Source organism: Oceanobacillus sp. CAU 1775, from assembly GCF_054482815.1.
The window spans coordinates 130,178-145,968 of the sequence record NZ_JBTLRO010000002.1 but is presented as its reverse complement, the minus strand read 5'-3'; the positions used below and the strand labels follow the sequence as shown (position 1 = coordinate 145,968).

Sequence of the window (15,791 nt, the reverse complement as noted above, 5' to 3'; positions counted from 1 at the left end):
TTCATCAGAAAGCTGATTAATTATCTCGTTCTGTTTCATATCAATCTCCGATTAATAATGTACGAAGTTTCAGTGTCCAATCATTTATCTCTTGGCTTACTAAATCATCATTGTCTATTTCATTTTCCCAATCCGATAGCTCTACACCACAATTCGAACAACATTGAAACACAGCTGGTTTGTAGTTAGCTTGAAAGCTAGCATACAATTTCTTACGTAAACAATCTTCGGTTTCTATCCATTCGATCATACCATTTAGCCCACGTAGTTTATGTAATAAACGAGCATCTATCCACTCTAACAAATAACTATAAAACTGATCCCAGTTGTTTTGATTGTAGATGATTTTCTCATTATTTATCATACCATGTTTTTCAAAGTGAAACCGTAAAAATCGCCATTTTGTTTCACTAATTTGGAAATATTCTATTGCGTCTACATCAGTTTTAGGAATATTTAATTGTTGTACTGACAAGCTTTTCATTTTATATAATACAAATTCTAGTTCCTGTTTGGAAGGTAATTCATTCTCAATCAATCGTTTTGGGATGAATTTGTCGTTAGGCGTATTCAACAAAACACAAAGACTTGGTTGATCATCTCTTCCTGCTCTACCCACCTCTTGGATATAAGCTTCCATTTGTGAAGGCAAGTGATAGTGGATAACCAGACGAATATTTTGTTTATTAATTCCCATTCCAAAGGCACTCGTACAACAAATAACATCAAGCTGGTTATTTAAAAATTGTTGTTGAATCATCACTCTATCTTCCGCGAGCATTCCGCCATGATAGAATGCAATTCTTAAGTGAGGTAATTGTTTAGATAGAATTTGTGATACTTCCTCCGTAAGAATCCGACTCGAAAAATAAATCAATGTTGGCCCAAACCCTTGCTTCAAATAAGAAATCATTGTATCCATCTTTTCTGAATTGGACGCTAATTTATCAACTACAAAAGTAAGATTATCACGGTCCATCGGATACACTCGCTTTTCTACCGATTCTAATTTCAAAGTTTGGATGATATCTGTTTGTACTTTTGGAGTTGCAGTCGCACTTAAGGCAAGAACTCGAGGATGCTGAAGATAACTAATAACAGGAGCAATCTTTAGATAGTCTGGTCTAAACTCATGTCCCCATTGTGAAATACAATGAGCTTCATCGATGACAAACAAACTAACTTTTACTCTTGATAGACGTTCTAATAAATATTCCTGTTGTAAGATTTCTGGAGAAACATACAACAATTTATACTGATCCAAGTTATCAATTATTCTTTGCCTTTCTCTAAAATCGACGAAGCTATTTATGCTTGCTACCTTTTTTAAACCTTTAGCTTTTAATTCTCTCTCCTGATCTAGCATAAGGGAAATGAGTGGTGAAACAACGATAGTTAAACCTTCGAGTAAAAATGCTGGAAGTTGGTAACATATTGACTTCCCAGAACCTGTTGGTAAAACTCCTATCACGTTTTTTCCTTGCATTACATCACTAATTATCTCAGCTTGCCCCGTACGAAAGCTATCATATTGGAAATAACGCTGTAATTCAGCTTCAAGTAATGTTTCTTGCATCTTTTTGCTCCAATCTTTTATGTAAAATTAACATCAATCTTATTTGAAAGTAACTAATTGATGGTTTTACAAGTTCCTTAATATCTTTTAATTTAAAGGAGTTGGTCTTCTCAATCGCCTTTATTATCTCTTCTTGTTCACTTACTGGTACAAATTGGTGAAAGGGAAATTCTATATCCAGCAAAGCAATTTCTGCAAGATGATCATAGATTGTGTTTATCTTTAGCTGACGAATATGAGCAATTTCATCTGGCTGAAAATTCTTTTTATACAAAAAGTAAGTCTTTTTCGTTGACTCAAGTAATTTCAAATCCTCTTGAGTGTCTTGTAATATAAATCGAAACGCAGGAAATGAGTCTTTATTAGCTTCCGTATGCTTAATAATTTCATGGACAATTCCTATAATAATTAACTCAATGTCATATGTTTTTTGATCGTAGTCTTTAGCTAATTGACCGATACTTTTTCCGTAATGTTTATACCCAGTTAAACGATCAAGAAAGATGTGAATATAATCTGTAGGAAATTCATTAAAAATAGTAAGGAATTCTTTATTTAACTCTTTTAAATAATTAAGCTCTGCACCCTTTAACCTTGTAAAAGCCCTCTTCACCCACTGTTCGACATTAATATCAGATATTACAGGAATAAAAGAAAAGTTATTTTCCCTTACATTTGTTAAAGTTTGAATGAGTAATAATAAACGCGCATAAAATAGACTCGCTCTTTTATTAAATCGAATACCATTGAAATAGTGAATTGGAAGATTTCTCTCGTTTTCATCCAACCAACTAGTTGCTAAAGCTGTAGGTTGTAAAAATAGTTGGTTATTTTCATTTCTATTTTCTATAAAAAATTCATTTTGAATAAGTTTAGCTATTATTTCATCAAAGTCAGAACGATTTAAGTCTTTATAAATTCCAAGAAAGTTCTCAATTCCATAGATATTCGCGTCTTGAATGGTCGTTATGGAATGTTTTCCTGTTAACAAATAAAAAATATTTGCTACAGACCTTTCTGCATTTAATTGAATAGCAGACTTTATAATTATTCCTTCTAACAACATGACTCTCACCCCATTTGTTTCGAGACATTGATACTTACTCTGTATAACATCTATACACAACAGTTGATTAGTAGAAAATTGGATTAGCTGCTAGTGGGACTTCTAGACTTTCTTCTAAGTTATAGTCTCCTATAAATGAAAACGGCATATTTTCAAACATCACATGTGTAAAGCCATAGCTCTTCGCTGTTAGTAAGATAGATTCTATCATCGTTACGCTTATATCATTACTAGAAGCGGATGAAGTATTATCTAAAATAACATGGAGCGTATCTTCATTTTCTTTTATGCTGAAATTAATATTTTCAGGAATTGTATGGCTAATATTCATTTCTGGATCTTCGAGCTTCAAGCTATTTATAGCTGTGCTTATCGAGGAGCTTTCCGCTTGAGGGATTGCAATGAAAAAGCGATTATCAAATAACAAGTAGCTTGCTTCTTCGATTGTCGTCTCTTCAAATTCAGTCAAATCCTCTAAATCGCTAGCAATATTATTTGGATAAATAGAAACTTGATCTAGTCCATAATGGCGAAATTCAGTAAGGTATTGTTCGACTGTATCGTAAAAGTATATCATTTCTTCATCATCTGAAACAATTAAAGCTAAAGGTAGAATGTATTCTAACTCCTCATCATAAATAGTTAGATGTAAGATATCTTCATCATCGCTTATATTATTTAAAACAAAGTTTGGTTCAAGAAATAATTCTTCTTCCTCGGAATAATCATAGGATTCATACTGCGAATCTTCATCTGATTCTGAAATAGAAACACTATTTTCCGTAGCCATATCAGAACCTTCATTCATCCCAGTCATACGGTCAGCAAACTGGTTCACGTTATTATTTAATATAATGGGTCCTAGAACAATGAGTATCAGAGCTGAGAGTGCGGCAATAAGCGGGGAAACTCTAAAACGTTTCTGTTTTACTTTTTTATCTACATTCACTTGACTTGAAATATTGTTAAATAATTCATCTTTACTTTTATCATCTTGAATATCTGGCATTTCTTTTAGCATTTTCAAAAGTTCTTTTTCTTTCTCCTCACTCATTCTTCCGCCACTCCTTTCTCTTCTGCATTTTCTTCCATAAGCTGTCGTAATAATTTAATTCCTCGATGTTGTGTTGTTTTTACCTTGCTAACTGTTATATTTAATATTTCAGCAGTTTCGATTAACGAAAAACCTTGAATAAATCGCAAAATAATAACGTTTTTCTGATCAATTGTACATTGATCTAAATACTTAAAAAGAGATTGTATCTGTTCATTTTTTAAAGCGACCTCTTCAGGCATTGTTTCTGTACTTTCTAAGTAATTCGCAGCAATATCCCAATCGAAAGCATCATTTTGGTATTTTCTTTGTCTGTATTGTTTCCGGAAGAAATCATACGTAATATGACGTGCTATAGAAAATAGCCACGTCTTTTCACTACTCTCCCCGCGAAAATTATCATATGATTTGATTACTCGGATGTATATTTCTTGAATTAAGTCTTCTGTTTGAGTTTTATTTTTCACCATATAGTAAACATAATTATATAAATCTTGGTGGTATTTATTATAGAAACTATCAAAAAGAGCTTTCATGTAGTTCCCCCGTTCAATAAATAGTCGATATCCGCAATCGAAATGTTTCATCCAAATCATACTTTATTCACATTCATATAACAATACACTCTAAATTAAATTTCAAGTAAAGCATTTATAATGAGAGTCATTCTGTAAAGTTAGCAAAAAATCGAGAGGAATTTTTCCTGCTCGATTTTTGAGTTAAAATTATTGTAGGTCAAATATTATTCTTTCGCCGCCTGTTAGGCTATAGTCTTTAGCTGGAGTATCAGAAGGTTCGTCATTAACAAATAACACCCATTCGGTATTCGCTTCTTCATCCACTTTCATTCTTTCGATTGATGTAATGACATTTTCTTCGTTCGTTTCAACATAAAAGGTTTCTTCGAGTACTTCTAGAAGATTTGTACTTTCCTCGATTTTAACTTCTTGTTCATTTAAAAACTGTTCACCATCGTTGATAGAAATTGTGATTCTGACCATATCATCCCCAAGGCTCGCGTCAGTTCCTGAATCATTTGTGCTAACTCTTGTATTACTAGGATCTTCGCTGTTACAAGCAGCTAGTAATCCAACTATCATTATCATAAATAGAATTAATAATCTTTTTGTATTCATATGTTTTTTCCTCACTTAAATATAGCTTGTTCTAAATTATATCCTGGTTGTTTTGCGGGATTGTAAAGGTAAATGTTGTTCCTTGATCTAATTTACTTTTCACATAGATTTCCCCTTGATGTGCATCTACAATATTTTTTGCAATTGCTAATCCTAGACCTGTTCCTTTTTTCTCTTTATTTCGCGTTCGGGACTTGTCCGCTTTATAAAATCGTTCAAAAACGAAAGGTAAATCTTCTTCTGGGATACCACTTCCACTATCAGAAATGATTGCAATAAATTCGGATTCGTTGGTTTCTACTGTTACATGGACGAACCCTTCGTTACTAGTATGTCTTATTGCGTTATCAATCAGGTTTGTAAATACCTGCTCTATTCGATCTGCATCAAACACAGTTTCTTGTGTGGTTAGATTAGTTGTTAAGCCCAGTTCAATATCGTTTTCTTCAGCAATTCCATTAAATTTCTTCATGATTCTCTCGATATAATTATCAACCTTAACAGTTGTCTGATTCAATTGGATATGTCCTGCTTCCATACGTGCTAAATCTAATAACTCATTGACTAATCTACTCAACCTCAAGGATTCATCATGAATGATAGCTGCTAACTCATTCTTTTCTTCTTTGGTTTCTGCAATATCATCAACTATCGCTTCACTATATCCTTGTAGCATTGCTATAGGTGTTCTTAATTCATGGGATACATTGGCGATGAAATCTTTACGCATTTTTTCCAATGTACGTTCTTCCGTCATGTCTCTTAAAACAGCGACAGCTCCACGTACATAGGATGTATCATATAAAGGTGTCATTAACATTACATATGATCTGCCTTGCAGATGTAATTCTCTAATGGCTTCTGTTTCGCTTTCAATTACCTCAATGAGAACTTCACTAATTTCATTAGGTAATTTTTGTTTTTTTGCATCTCTATCAATATTATTTTCATAATACCAATTCTCAATATATTTTTCAGCTGGTGGGTTAATTAAGATAATATCTTCATTTCGATTCAAAGTAATCACACCATCAGCCATGGAGGAAACAATACTAGATAATTGTTCCTTCTCTTGTTGTACGGCATTGATATGAAACTTCAGCTGTCTTGCCATCCGGTTAAATTCTCTAGCTAAGTCACCTAGTTCGTCATGTGTCAGCACGGGGACCTTTGTATTAAACTCTCCCCTTGTTAAATCCGCGGCAGCTTCACGCATCTTGATTAATGGTGAAGTAATTCTAGTAGATAGGAACACAGCAAAGAATACGGTTAAAATAACCGCGAATCCTGCAGCAACTAATATTATTCTTCTCGTTTCAACTCTTGTCTGATTAATGGCATCTAAAGATTGGTAAACAAAAACACCACCATCATTATACAAGGGATTTCCTACAAAAATAGCTTCACTAGAACCATCTGGTAAAAGAATTAACTTCTGCGCATTCTCTTGGTGTGATATGACACGCGAAAGTTCTGTTTCTGAAAGTAACCACGACTCAGTAACTTCAGGTAAATCATTATCTGTACTTGTAGATACCCAAAATTCACCGTCAGGGTATAGTATTGCTACTCGACTAGCTGGATCTTTAATTAATTCAGCAGTGTCGTGTGCATAGGACTCGTTACCTTGCTGAGAAACGATACTTGAAACTCGAGAAGCTGTTTGTAGCATATTCTCCTCAACTTCATTTGTATAAAAAGTTTCGAAAAACTGCATTAAAAAGATAGATAAGACAAACAAAACGAATAATACGAGTAAAATAATCGTAAGTGCTAGCTTAACAACTATATTATTTCGCCATACCATTATTGGTAATCCTCAACCTCGAATTTATAACCGACACCCCAAACAGTAACAATCATTTTCGCCGCTGCTTCTGAGACAGAGCTTAATTTTTCTCTAAGACGTTTGACATGTGTATCTACGGTTCTTAAATCGCCAAAGAACTCATATTGCCAAACTTCTTTAAGTAAAACCTCTCTGTTAAAGACCTTGTCAGGTGATTTAGCTAAAAAGCAGAGTAATTCGTACTCTTTAGGAGTCAGACTCACCTCTTGGTTATCAGCAGTCACTCTATGTGCATCATGATCAATTGTTAGGTGAGGGAATACTAAAACATCCCTTGTAGTGCCGTCACTATTTGTAAATGTGGAAGAGCCTACTCTTCTAAGCAATGCTTTTACACGTAAAACAACTTCTCTGGGACTAAATGGTTTTACAATATAATCATCTGCGCCAACTTCAAAACCTTGTACTCGGTTAGATTCTTCGCCTTTAGCTGTCAACATGATGATTGGAGTAGTTTTAACTTTGCGTAGCTCCTCTGTAACTTCTATTCCGTCCATTTCAGGCATCATTAAATCTAAGATAATACAGTTATAATCTTCATTAAGAGCCATTTCTAATGCCTCGGCTCCATTTTCAGCCTCTTCTACTACATAGTCTTCTCTTTCAAGGTACATTTTAACAAGTCTTCGAATACGATCTTCATCATCAACAACTAAGATTTTAATACTAGAATCCATCTATAAACTCCCCCTAAAATCTGTTTGAGTGTTTAACGTTATCTTAATACAAGCTCATATCTGTCATTATAAACGAATAAGCTAAAAAAGTATAAGAAAATAGACAAAGTCTCCATTTGTTAGGAAACTTTGTCTATAAAGAATTGTTATGATTTAAGCATAAGAATGAAGTCCTGCAAGTACTAAGTTAACTACAATTAAGTTGAACATAATAATTGCAAATCCACCTACTGCTAACCAACCTGATTTTTCTCCTTGCCATCCTCGCGATAACCTTAAGTGAAGGAAAGCTGCATAGAAAAGCCATGTAACTAATGCCCATACTTCTTTAGGGTCCCAACCCCAGAATCTTCCCCATGCGATTTGGGCCCAAATCGCTGCGAAAATCAATCCGCCTAAAGTAAATACCGGGAAACCTATTGCTACTGCACGATACATAATTTCATCAAGCAGGTCAGATTTAACTCCTTTAAACAGTGGTTGAATAGCTGCTCCAATTCGTTTTCGAAGCGCTAAGCGTGTGATTCCATATAAAAGGGATCCTACGATTACCGACCAGACAACTGAGTTGAATTTTCTACCAGCATCTGCGCCTTGCATCCAACCTGGAGCTTCAAATACAGGACTCATAACGTCTTCTGTAAGTAAGACACCATTATTTGGACCAGCAATTGCAGGTAGTGTGTAATTTGTTGTCAATACGGTGTTACCATCTTGATACTCAAAAGTTGCATTGTAGTCGGCTAAATTAAATGTAGTAGATGCTACAATGAAACCAAGGAATAGAAATGCCGTGTATAACACAATCTCTAACCAAATATTTCTTTTGTTTCGCTTGGTTTGGTCAATGTTCTTGATAAGATACATCAGACCAGCAGCGAAACTAATAAATAATATCCCTTGTGCAATTGCTACTGTTGTAACATGAATCCATAGCCAGTTACTGTTTAGAGATGGTACAAGCGGTGCTACTTCTGAAGGGAACATACTTGCATATGCAATGATTAGCATTGCGATAGGTAGTGCAAATAGCCCTAAGAAACCTAGTTGATACATGAAATAAATAATAATAAATGCTAAAACCATAGACATTCCAAGGAAAGTAACGAACTCAAACATATTTCCTAAAGGAGCATGTCCACTAGCCATCCATCTTGTAATAAAATACGATAATTGTGCTAAGAAACCAAGTATTGTAATGGTTATTGCAATTTTACCAGCCATTCCTTGTTTCTTAGATTTGTCTCTATCTTTCTTCTCTCTAATTGTCGCACCGAAGAATAAAGTTGCAACTAAATAAAGGATAAAGGCAATAAAAAGCATTGTGCCACTTAAGCTAACTAAATCCATTAAAACACCCTCCTAGAGCATAGCATCTGAGATGAATAGTATAAGCTATTCATCCAGTTCCTGTCGATCTTCAACCATTGTAATGTTTGTATCTTCAATAATTTTTTCTATATCTTTTGATAAACTATACCAATTCTTATTTGTATGTCCAGCTAAGAGAAGGCCGCCTTCTTTCGGGTGAATCCATATTCTTCTATGCTGCCAGTACATGCCTTGAATTACCCCAAACATGAAGATAAATGCACCTAATCCAAAGAAAATTAAAGTGTGGTCTACACGTAAAGTAAGTCCACTCACCATTAAAGTTTCAAAGTCTTGAATAGCTACCTTATAATCATTTTCCCCTGTCGCATCAATATTTCGTCCGATACCTAAGAAGCTCACTTCAGGAGTCTCTTCTTCCGGTGGATAGACTAGCAATACAAATGCTGGATTCCTAGGATAATTTGTTTCTGATGTTGGAATACCATTACTATCTAAATAATAATCCGGGTAGTATTGATCAAGCGTAACTCGAAAGCCGTTATCTAGAATATATTCTGAACTTGGTGAAGTTAAGTCAATAGTAAAGCTTTCTAACGCCTCAGCATCAGGATCATCCGTCTCATGTATTTTAAAAGTCATACTTGAAAATTCGTTTTCTTGATAACCAGATTGATATAATGTGTAGCCATCAAATTTTGCAGGCTTATTCATTTGAATCGAGTCTGTCAAGATTGTTTCTAGCTCAGGCTCTGCACCTGGAACATCAAAGTTAGAGGCTTTATAAATAACTACATCCGTTTGGAAGTTACTCATAACAGAACCTCCCTTGGCAATCGCATCCGCAAAACGTTCATCATTTGGATCATGCTCTTCAGCAAGGAATTTTTTGTTTTCAATATAATATTCACTATCTGTTCCAGGGATAACAATTCTTTCCCCTTCACGTACCCATATATATTCATCTGTGAACATAATAGGTGTCGTTCTAAGTATAGCGGCAAGAAGGATAATGATTAAGCCAATATGGTTTACATATGGACCCCATCTTGAGAATCTTCCTTTTTCAGCCAGAATATGACCATCTTGTTCTGTAATCTTATAGCGCTGTTTTTTTAATTTTGTTTTCACAGCTTCTAATTCAGCTTCTGAAACTGCTTCTGTTTGACTATAAAGTCTTTGTCTATTTAAGAATGTTTCATGTCTTTTTGGTTTTTGAACTTTTAGTGCTTTATATAATGGTACAAATCTATCTAAACTACAAATTACCAATGAAACTCCAATTAAGCCAAGTAATATTAAATACCACCAGGAACTGTACATCTCATGTAATCCCAATTGATAATAAATTTTACCGAATAATCCAAATTGACTCTCATAATAAACTGCTGGATCTCGAGTTAAAGCATTAGCTGGTATAAATTGTCTCTGAGGGAAAATGGTTCCCAACATCGACGCTAAAAGTGCAATAACAATTAGCCAAACTCCAACTTTTACAGAGGAGAAAAATCCCCAAATCTTATCAATAATAGATTTTCTATATGTTAATGAGCGTCGTGCCGATCCTTCATAACGCATGTTTAATAATTTTTTCTTATCGTTTCCATCCAGATGCTGGTTTCCTTCGATTGGCTTACCACAAGCCTCACAAAGAACCGTTCCTTCAGGGTTAATATGGCCGCACTCACATTTAATTTTAGTCATTTAAATCCCTCACAATATTATCAGGTCTACCTAAAGTAAAATGCTTAGTTAGGTGTGATTTGGTTTAAGTAACCTTCTAACGTTTCCAAAGTTAGAGCACCGTGAACCACGTCTTGTATTTCACCCTCAGGTGTAATGAAAAATGTACTTGGTATCGGTCCTACTTTATATAAATCTCTTATCTCACCTTTTTGATCATGTGGTATTGGGAAAGTTAAATCATATTTATCAACAAATTGATCAACAACCAATTCTGTACCATCTAAACTAACTGCAACAATTTCTACACCTTTATCGAAAAATTCAGGGTATAGTTCCTGCATATAAGGCATTTCAGCCTCACAAGGTTTACACCAGGTAGCCCAGAAGTTTAACATAATCCCTTTACCTTTTAACTCGCTCAACCGCACCGTTTCCATCTCATTGTTATCACTAATTTGTTTCAATTGAAAATCTGGAGCTTGATCACCAGCTCGATAAACAGTATTATCACTTTGTAAATTAGAGACAACTGCAAATATTATTGCGCCAACTAACACGGCCAAGATTGCACCACGTAAGATGAGGCGTTTCTGCATTTTTTTCTTTTTTGTTTGTTTTGCTTTTTCAATACTCATATCAATCACTCCCCGTGTATTATAACATCTAATCAATAATGATTGATAGCCTGTACTATGTCAAAAAAAGTACAATTTACTCTGCTAAATTTATCATCTGCTTAACTTCTTTTGGGTTTAATGGTCGAACCTCACCAGGTCTCAGGTTACCCAAAGTTAATAACCCGTATCTTTCTCGCTTTAATTTTTGTACTGGATATCCTAAGTGCTCCATCATTCTTCTAACATGACGATTCTTTCCTTCTATTAGTGTTAATTCTAAAAGCATCGAATCCTTCTTTGGTTCAGTAGATAAAATATTATAACGGACTGCTTTTAATAAATCTTTATCTACCCGCACACCTTTAAGAAGCTGACTTAGTTCTTGCTTTGATGGAATGCCTTCTAGTTTTGCTACATATACCTTTTCGACTTCATATTTAGGGTGCATCAATATGTTTGCAAATTCACCATCGTTTGTTAGCAGGATAAGTCCAGAGCTATTATAATCTAATCGTCCAATCGGGAAGATTCGTTCTCTAACATGTGGGAAGAAGTCTAATACAGTTTTTCTTCCTTTGTCATCATCCACTGTGGAAACAATACCCCTTGGTTTATATAACATATAATAAACTTTCTCTTCTTTTTCCAGCGGAATATTATTCACTTCAATAAGGTCCGTGGAACTGACTTTCGTACCTAAAGTAGTCACTACTTGGTGATTAACTTTAACTTTACCATCTAGTATTAATTGTTCGGCTTTTCTTCTAGAAGTAACACCACTTTGTGCAATAACTTTTTGTAATCGTTCTAACTCATTAGACATATATTCACCATCAATCTCTCAGTTTTTTGTTACACAATAAAAGCGTTTAATGTTTATTAAACGCTAGTAATTTGTTTATCCAAATAAAATTGTAACTACAACAATTGATACTATTATACCAACCAAGTCTGCTAACAGTCCAACCTTAAGTGCGTACCGCATTCGTTTGATTCCAACCGCACCGAAATATATCGTTAAAATATAGAGTGTTGTGTCTGTACTTCCTTGCATTGTCGATGCTAGCCTCCCAATAAAAGAGTCAGGTCCATACGTTTGGATTAACTCTGTAGTCATCCCTAACGCTGCCGTTCCGGATATTGGACGAATAATTGCTAGCGGTAATATCTCAGGTGGTACTCCGAAAAAAGTTAGGATTGGTGTGAAAAGTAATATTAATGCATCTAATGCTCCAGACGCACGAAGTATCGAGATTGCAACAATCATACCAACCAAAAAAGGAAGTAAAGAAAATGCCAATTTGACACCCTCTTTTCCTCCTTCAACAAATAGTTCGTAACTAGGCACTTTCTTCCAGGATGCAATCGTTAAAACTAGTAAAAGGAAGCACGGGATAAACCAAATACTAATTGTAGTCATCCAGGACATATTATTTCCTCCAAGCTTCTTTTTTATAATAAAATCGATCAATTAAAATTGCACTTGTCATTCCAGCAAGAGAAGCAATTAAAGTAGTACTAACAATTTCAGTCGGTGAAACAGAGTTGTATTGCATGCGAATGGCAATTACTGTTGTCGGAACCAATGTTAGACTGGAAGTATTTATTGCTAAAAAAGTTATCATTGATCTTGAAGCTGTGTCGGAATTGCTTAAATTCTTCATCTCTTGCATCGCTTTAATCCCTAAGGGGGTTGCAGCATTTCCTAAGCCAAAAAAGTTAGCAGTTAAATTTGATAAAATATATCCAATTGCTGGATGATCCTTAGGTATTTCGGGAAATAATTTAATAATTATTGGTCGCATTAGTTTTGACATTGCATTTAAAATTCCCGCTTCTTCGGCAATTTTCATAATACCTAACCAAAATACGAGAATACTAATGAGTCCAATTGAAAGTGTTACAGCATCACTCGCACTTTGGATGATTGCCTCGTTTACCTCAGCCATTTTTCCATTTATCATCGCAAAGATAATTCCTACAATCGCCATCATTGCCCAAATTATATTTACCATTGCTGAATACCTGCCATTCTAGATAAAATGTTTAAAAAATATGATTTGGCATTTGGACGAACAGTATTTAAAACATCTTCTTCAAGCTCTCCATGAGGAACTTGTCCACTTTCTTCTAATTGTTGAAAACCCCATTCTAGTAAATTTATATGATCATTCCAATCATCTGGAGCGTTTAATGTAACAGAAACTAAACGATTGCCATTCTTCTCAGCTGTCGTTATTAAGGTACGCCCTGTTCGCTTTGTATAACCAGTTTTACCGCCAGTAGCATATTGATAATAACCAGTGACTAGCTTATGCTTATTTTGCCAACTGTATGTTCTGTTGTTTGATTTATAAATTTTTGTTCTACTAACCTCTTGAAACTCATCGTTTAACATTGCCTCTCTAGTCAAGATTGCCATGTCCATTGCACTAGAGTAATGAGATTCCGCATCTAACCCGTGGGGGTTTTCAAAATAAGTATTATTCATTCCAAGCCAATTCGCTTTTTCATTCATTAAAAATATAAATCCTTCTTCACTACCACCAATATGTTCTGCAATCGCTACTGCAGCATCATTTCCTGAACGTAGCATTGTCCCATATACTAAATCTTTAATTAAGACTTTTTCACCTTGCTCTAAATAAATGGATGACCCTTCTGTATAAATAGCATTTCTAGAGATAGTTGTTTCTTCATCCATTTTTCCAGACTCGATTGCGAGTAGGGCAGTCATGATTTTTGTGATACTAGCAATCATACTTTTTTCATTTGCCGCTTTTTCGAATAAAATTTCACCAGTATCTAAATCCATTAATACGGCATGTTCAGCAGAGACATTCACTTGAGCATGTCCAGTTTTAATAACAAAAAATGATGCAAAAATAACTAGCACAATAGTTAACAAATATTTCATTGCATAGATCCCCCTGAATAATCTTCTCAATAATTCATCATATGCATGATTGAAAACTATATATGTATGTTAAATAAGATTTTTAAATAATATTTTGTTGATTTTAATAAACAGATCATATTAGATCTTATTATTGGGCCAACATCGATTACAAAATTAGGGGAGCATAACGAGCTTCGGAAATATACGAAGACTCCTGCGGGATGGAAGGCAACGGTGAGACCCCGCAAGTCGCTTGCGACTGAGGAGGCTCACCAGCCGCCCGCGGAAAGCGTAGTATATTTCCGAAGCGGGTCTATGCTCACAATAACATTGAATTTTTACCGACAAAAAATAAAAAACCACACAAATGAATGTGTGATTCATTTCTAACTTTTATTTAATTCTTCATTAAATCTCTCGAAAAACAAGTCTACTGTTTGACCAGAGTCATCTTCGTCACTATTTTCCGGTAGAGGAGGTAATTCTTCTAAAGAAGTAAGTCCAAAAAATGTTAGAAAGTCTTTAGATGTACGAAATAAAGTTGGACGGCCAACCGTTTCTTTTCTTCCTGCTTCTTCAATTAGCATTCGATTGATCAACGTTTGAACAGGTCCATCACTTTTCACACCGCGAATATCCTCAATCTCCGTTCTTGTTATTGGTTGTAGGTATGCAATGATAGCAAGAACTTCAAGTGCTGCTTGTGACAACTTTGTTGACTGAGGTGTTTCCAAAAGTTTCTTATAGTACTCACTATGCTCAGGTTTTGTTGTTAAATGAATCACTTCATGTGACTCCATTACCATTAGCCCTCTATCCGTATGTTCGAAGTCATATTTTAACTCATCAATGATATGGCTAGCAGCAGACTCTGTTATATCCAAGATTTTACTTAATTGTTTAACAGTCACTCCTTCATCACCTGAAGCGAAGAGTAGTCCTTCTGTAACTGCTTTTAAATGTCCAATTTCCAAAGTTAATCCTCCATATAATACAGATATAATGTTTCGAAATGATCTTCTTGTTTGCAATACACTTGCTTATCTTTCATCAGCTCTAGTAAAGCCAAAAATGTTACTACAATATGAGAACGCGTTGGTGTCGGAAATAGATTGTCAAAGGCGATTCCTGTTTTTGATTCTCTAACTAATTGTAAAACATCATACATTCTTTCTTCAATTGAAATTTCTGTTCTTTCAATTTTAGTGTCTAATGGCTCTCTCCATTTTTTTCTCTCAAACATTTTACCCAATGCAACAAGCATATCATAAACCGATATATCGCCTTGTACAGTAGGTGCCTTATCAATTATTAGATCTTCAAAAACTACAGGAGGTCTTGTATATGTATGATTTGCTTCCTCTTCTTTTTCTTTAAATTGTACTGCAGCTTCTTTGAATTTACGATATTCAATAAGCCTTTGCATTAATTCTTCTCTGGGATCTTCTTCATATTCACCAGTATCATCTGTTACTTCCGGTTTTGGTAACAACATCTGACTTTTTATAGATACAAGTGTCGCAGCCATTACCAAATATTCACTGGCTATATTCAACTCGATTTCTTTCATATCCTGAATGTAATGCATATACTGTTTGGTGATCTCAGCCATTGGAATATCGTAGACGTCAATCTCAAACTGCTTGATTAAGTGTAATAATAAATCTAATGGACCTTCAAATTGTTCTAGTTTAACTTCGTAACCTTCATTCACCACATTCTTCCTTTCTAGTAGAAAGATAAGGATTTATATTCCATTATAACAAAAAATTCATGCGAAATACGCTTCAGATATTAAATTTCTATTCAAGATGCCCATACATTCTTTAGCAAATAGCCATAAGCTATATCGTGAGTACATGAAATGTTCAATAACCGAACAGAGGGAATCAACTGGCT

16 protein-coding genes are annotated in these 15,791 nt (G+C 34.7%); all 16 read right to left on the bottom strand.

Features of this window, described 5'->3' with window-relative positions:
- Nucleotides 1–40 precede the first annotated feature (40 nt).
- Nucleotides 41–1,576, bottom strand: a complete 1,536-nt coding sequence (locus ACXYMZ_RS03945; RefSeq protein WP_458947056.1) for a RecQ family ATP-dependent DNA helicase — start codon at nt 1,574–1,576, stop codon at nt 41–43.
- Nucleotides 1,557–2,639: a YpbB family protein gene (locus tag ACXYMZ_RS03940; protein WP_458947055.1), complete on the bottom strand. Its 1,083-nt coding sequence runs from the start codon at nt 2,637–2,639 to the stop codon at nt 1,557–1,559. The genes ACXYMZ_RS03945 and ACXYMZ_RS03940 overlap by 20 nt, the downstream gene beginning before the upstream one ends.
- Before the next feature lie 70 nt (nt 2,640–2,709).
- On the bottom strand, nt 2,710–3,696 hold the full coding sequence (locus ACXYMZ_RS03935) for a hypothetical protein (RefSeq protein WP_458947054.1): 987 nt from the start codon (nt 3,694–3,696) through the stop codon (nt 2,710–2,712).
- Entirely contained in the window at nt 3,693–4,232 is a 540-nt protein-coding gene (locus ACXYMZ_RS03930) for a sigma-70 family RNA polymerase sigma factor (protein WP_458947053.1), read from the bottom strand. The genes ACXYMZ_RS03935 and ACXYMZ_RS03930 overlap by 4 nt, the downstream gene beginning before the upstream one ends.
- A gap of 189 nt (nt 4,233–4,421) precedes the next feature.
- A complete protein-coding gene (locus ACXYMZ_RS03925; protein WP_458947052.1) occupies nt 4,422–4,832 on the bottom strand; it encodes a DUF4430 domain-containing protein in 411 nt (136 codons plus the stop codon).
- 31 nt (nt 4,833–4,863) lie between these two features.
- Complete coding sequence (locus ACXYMZ_RS03920; protein ID WP_458947051.1) at nt 4,864–6,639, bottom strand: ATP-binding protein; 1,776 nt, start codon at nt 6,637–6,639, stop codon at nt 4,864–4,866.
- A complete protein-coding gene (locus ACXYMZ_RS03915; RefSeq protein ID WP_458947050.1) occupies nt 6,639–7,358 on the bottom strand; it encodes a response regulator transcription factor in 720 nt (239 codons plus the stop codon). The genes ACXYMZ_RS03920 and ACXYMZ_RS03915 overlap by 1 nt, the downstream gene beginning before the upstream one ends.
- Before the next feature lie 153 nt (nt 7,359–7,511).
- Nucleotides 7,512–8,708, bottom strand: a complete 1,197-nt coding sequence (gene ccsB, locus ACXYMZ_RS03910; RefSeq protein ID WP_458947049.1) for a c-type cytochrome biogenesis protein CcsB — start codon at nt 8,706–8,708, stop codon at nt 7,512–7,514.
- Nucleotides 8,709–8,753: 45 nt separating this feature from the next.
- The gene (gene resB / locus ACXYMZ_RS03905) at nt 8,754–10,394 is read right to left on the bottom strand and encodes a cytochrome c biogenesis protein ResB (protein WP_458947048.1); all 1,641 of its coding nucleotides are present in this window, start codon (nt 10,392–10,394) and stop codon (nt 8,754–8,756) included.
- Between the two features lie 44 nt (nt 10,395–10,438).
- Nucleotides 10,439–11,011: a thiol-disulfide oxidoreductase ResA gene (resA, locus tag ACXYMZ_RS03900; protein WP_458947047.1), complete on the bottom strand. Its 573-nt coding sequence runs from the start codon at nt 11,009–11,011 to the stop codon at nt 10,439–10,441.
- A 76-nt stretch (nt 11,012–11,087) separates the two neighbouring features.
- Entirely contained in the window at nt 11,088–11,816 is a 729-nt protein-coding gene (locus tag ACXYMZ_RS03895) for a pseudouridine synthase (protein ID WP_458947046.1), read from the bottom strand.
- Nucleotides 11,817–11,891: 75 nt separating this feature from the next.
- Nucleotides 11,892–12,422, bottom strand: a complete 531-nt coding sequence (locus ACXYMZ_RS03890) for a spore maturation protein (RefSeq protein ID WP_458947045.1) — start codon at nt 12,420–12,422, stop codon at nt 11,892–11,894.
- A 1-nt stretch (nt 12,423) separates the two neighbouring features.
- A complete protein-coding gene (locus ACXYMZ_RS03885; RefSeq protein WP_458947044.1) occupies nt 12,424–13,008 on the bottom strand; it encodes a nucleoside recognition domain-containing protein in 585 nt (194 codons plus the stop codon).
- Nucleotides 13,002–13,910 (bottom strand): D-alanyl-D-alanine carboxypeptidase family protein, encoded by a 909-nt coding sequence (locus ACXYMZ_RS03880; RefSeq protein WP_458947043.1) that lies wholly within the window; start codon nt 13,908–13,910, stop codon nt 13,002–13,004. Before ACXYMZ_RS03880 ends, ACXYMZ_RS03885 begins: the two co-directional genes overlap by 7 nt.
- A 368-nt stretch (nt 13,911–14,278) precedes the next feature.
- Nucleotides 14,279–14,866: an SMC-Scp complex subunit ScpB gene (gene scpB, locus ACXYMZ_RS03875; RefSeq protein ID WP_458947042.1), complete on the bottom strand. Its 588-nt coding sequence runs from the start codon at nt 14,864–14,866 to the stop codon at nt 14,279–14,281.
- A 2-nt stretch (nt 14,867–14,868) separates the two neighbouring features.
- Entirely contained in the window at nt 14,869–15,606 is a 738-nt protein-coding gene (locus ACXYMZ_RS03870; RefSeq protein WP_458947041.1) for a segregation/condensation protein A, read from the bottom strand.
- Between the last annotated feature and the right edge of the window lie 185 nt (nt 15,607–15,791).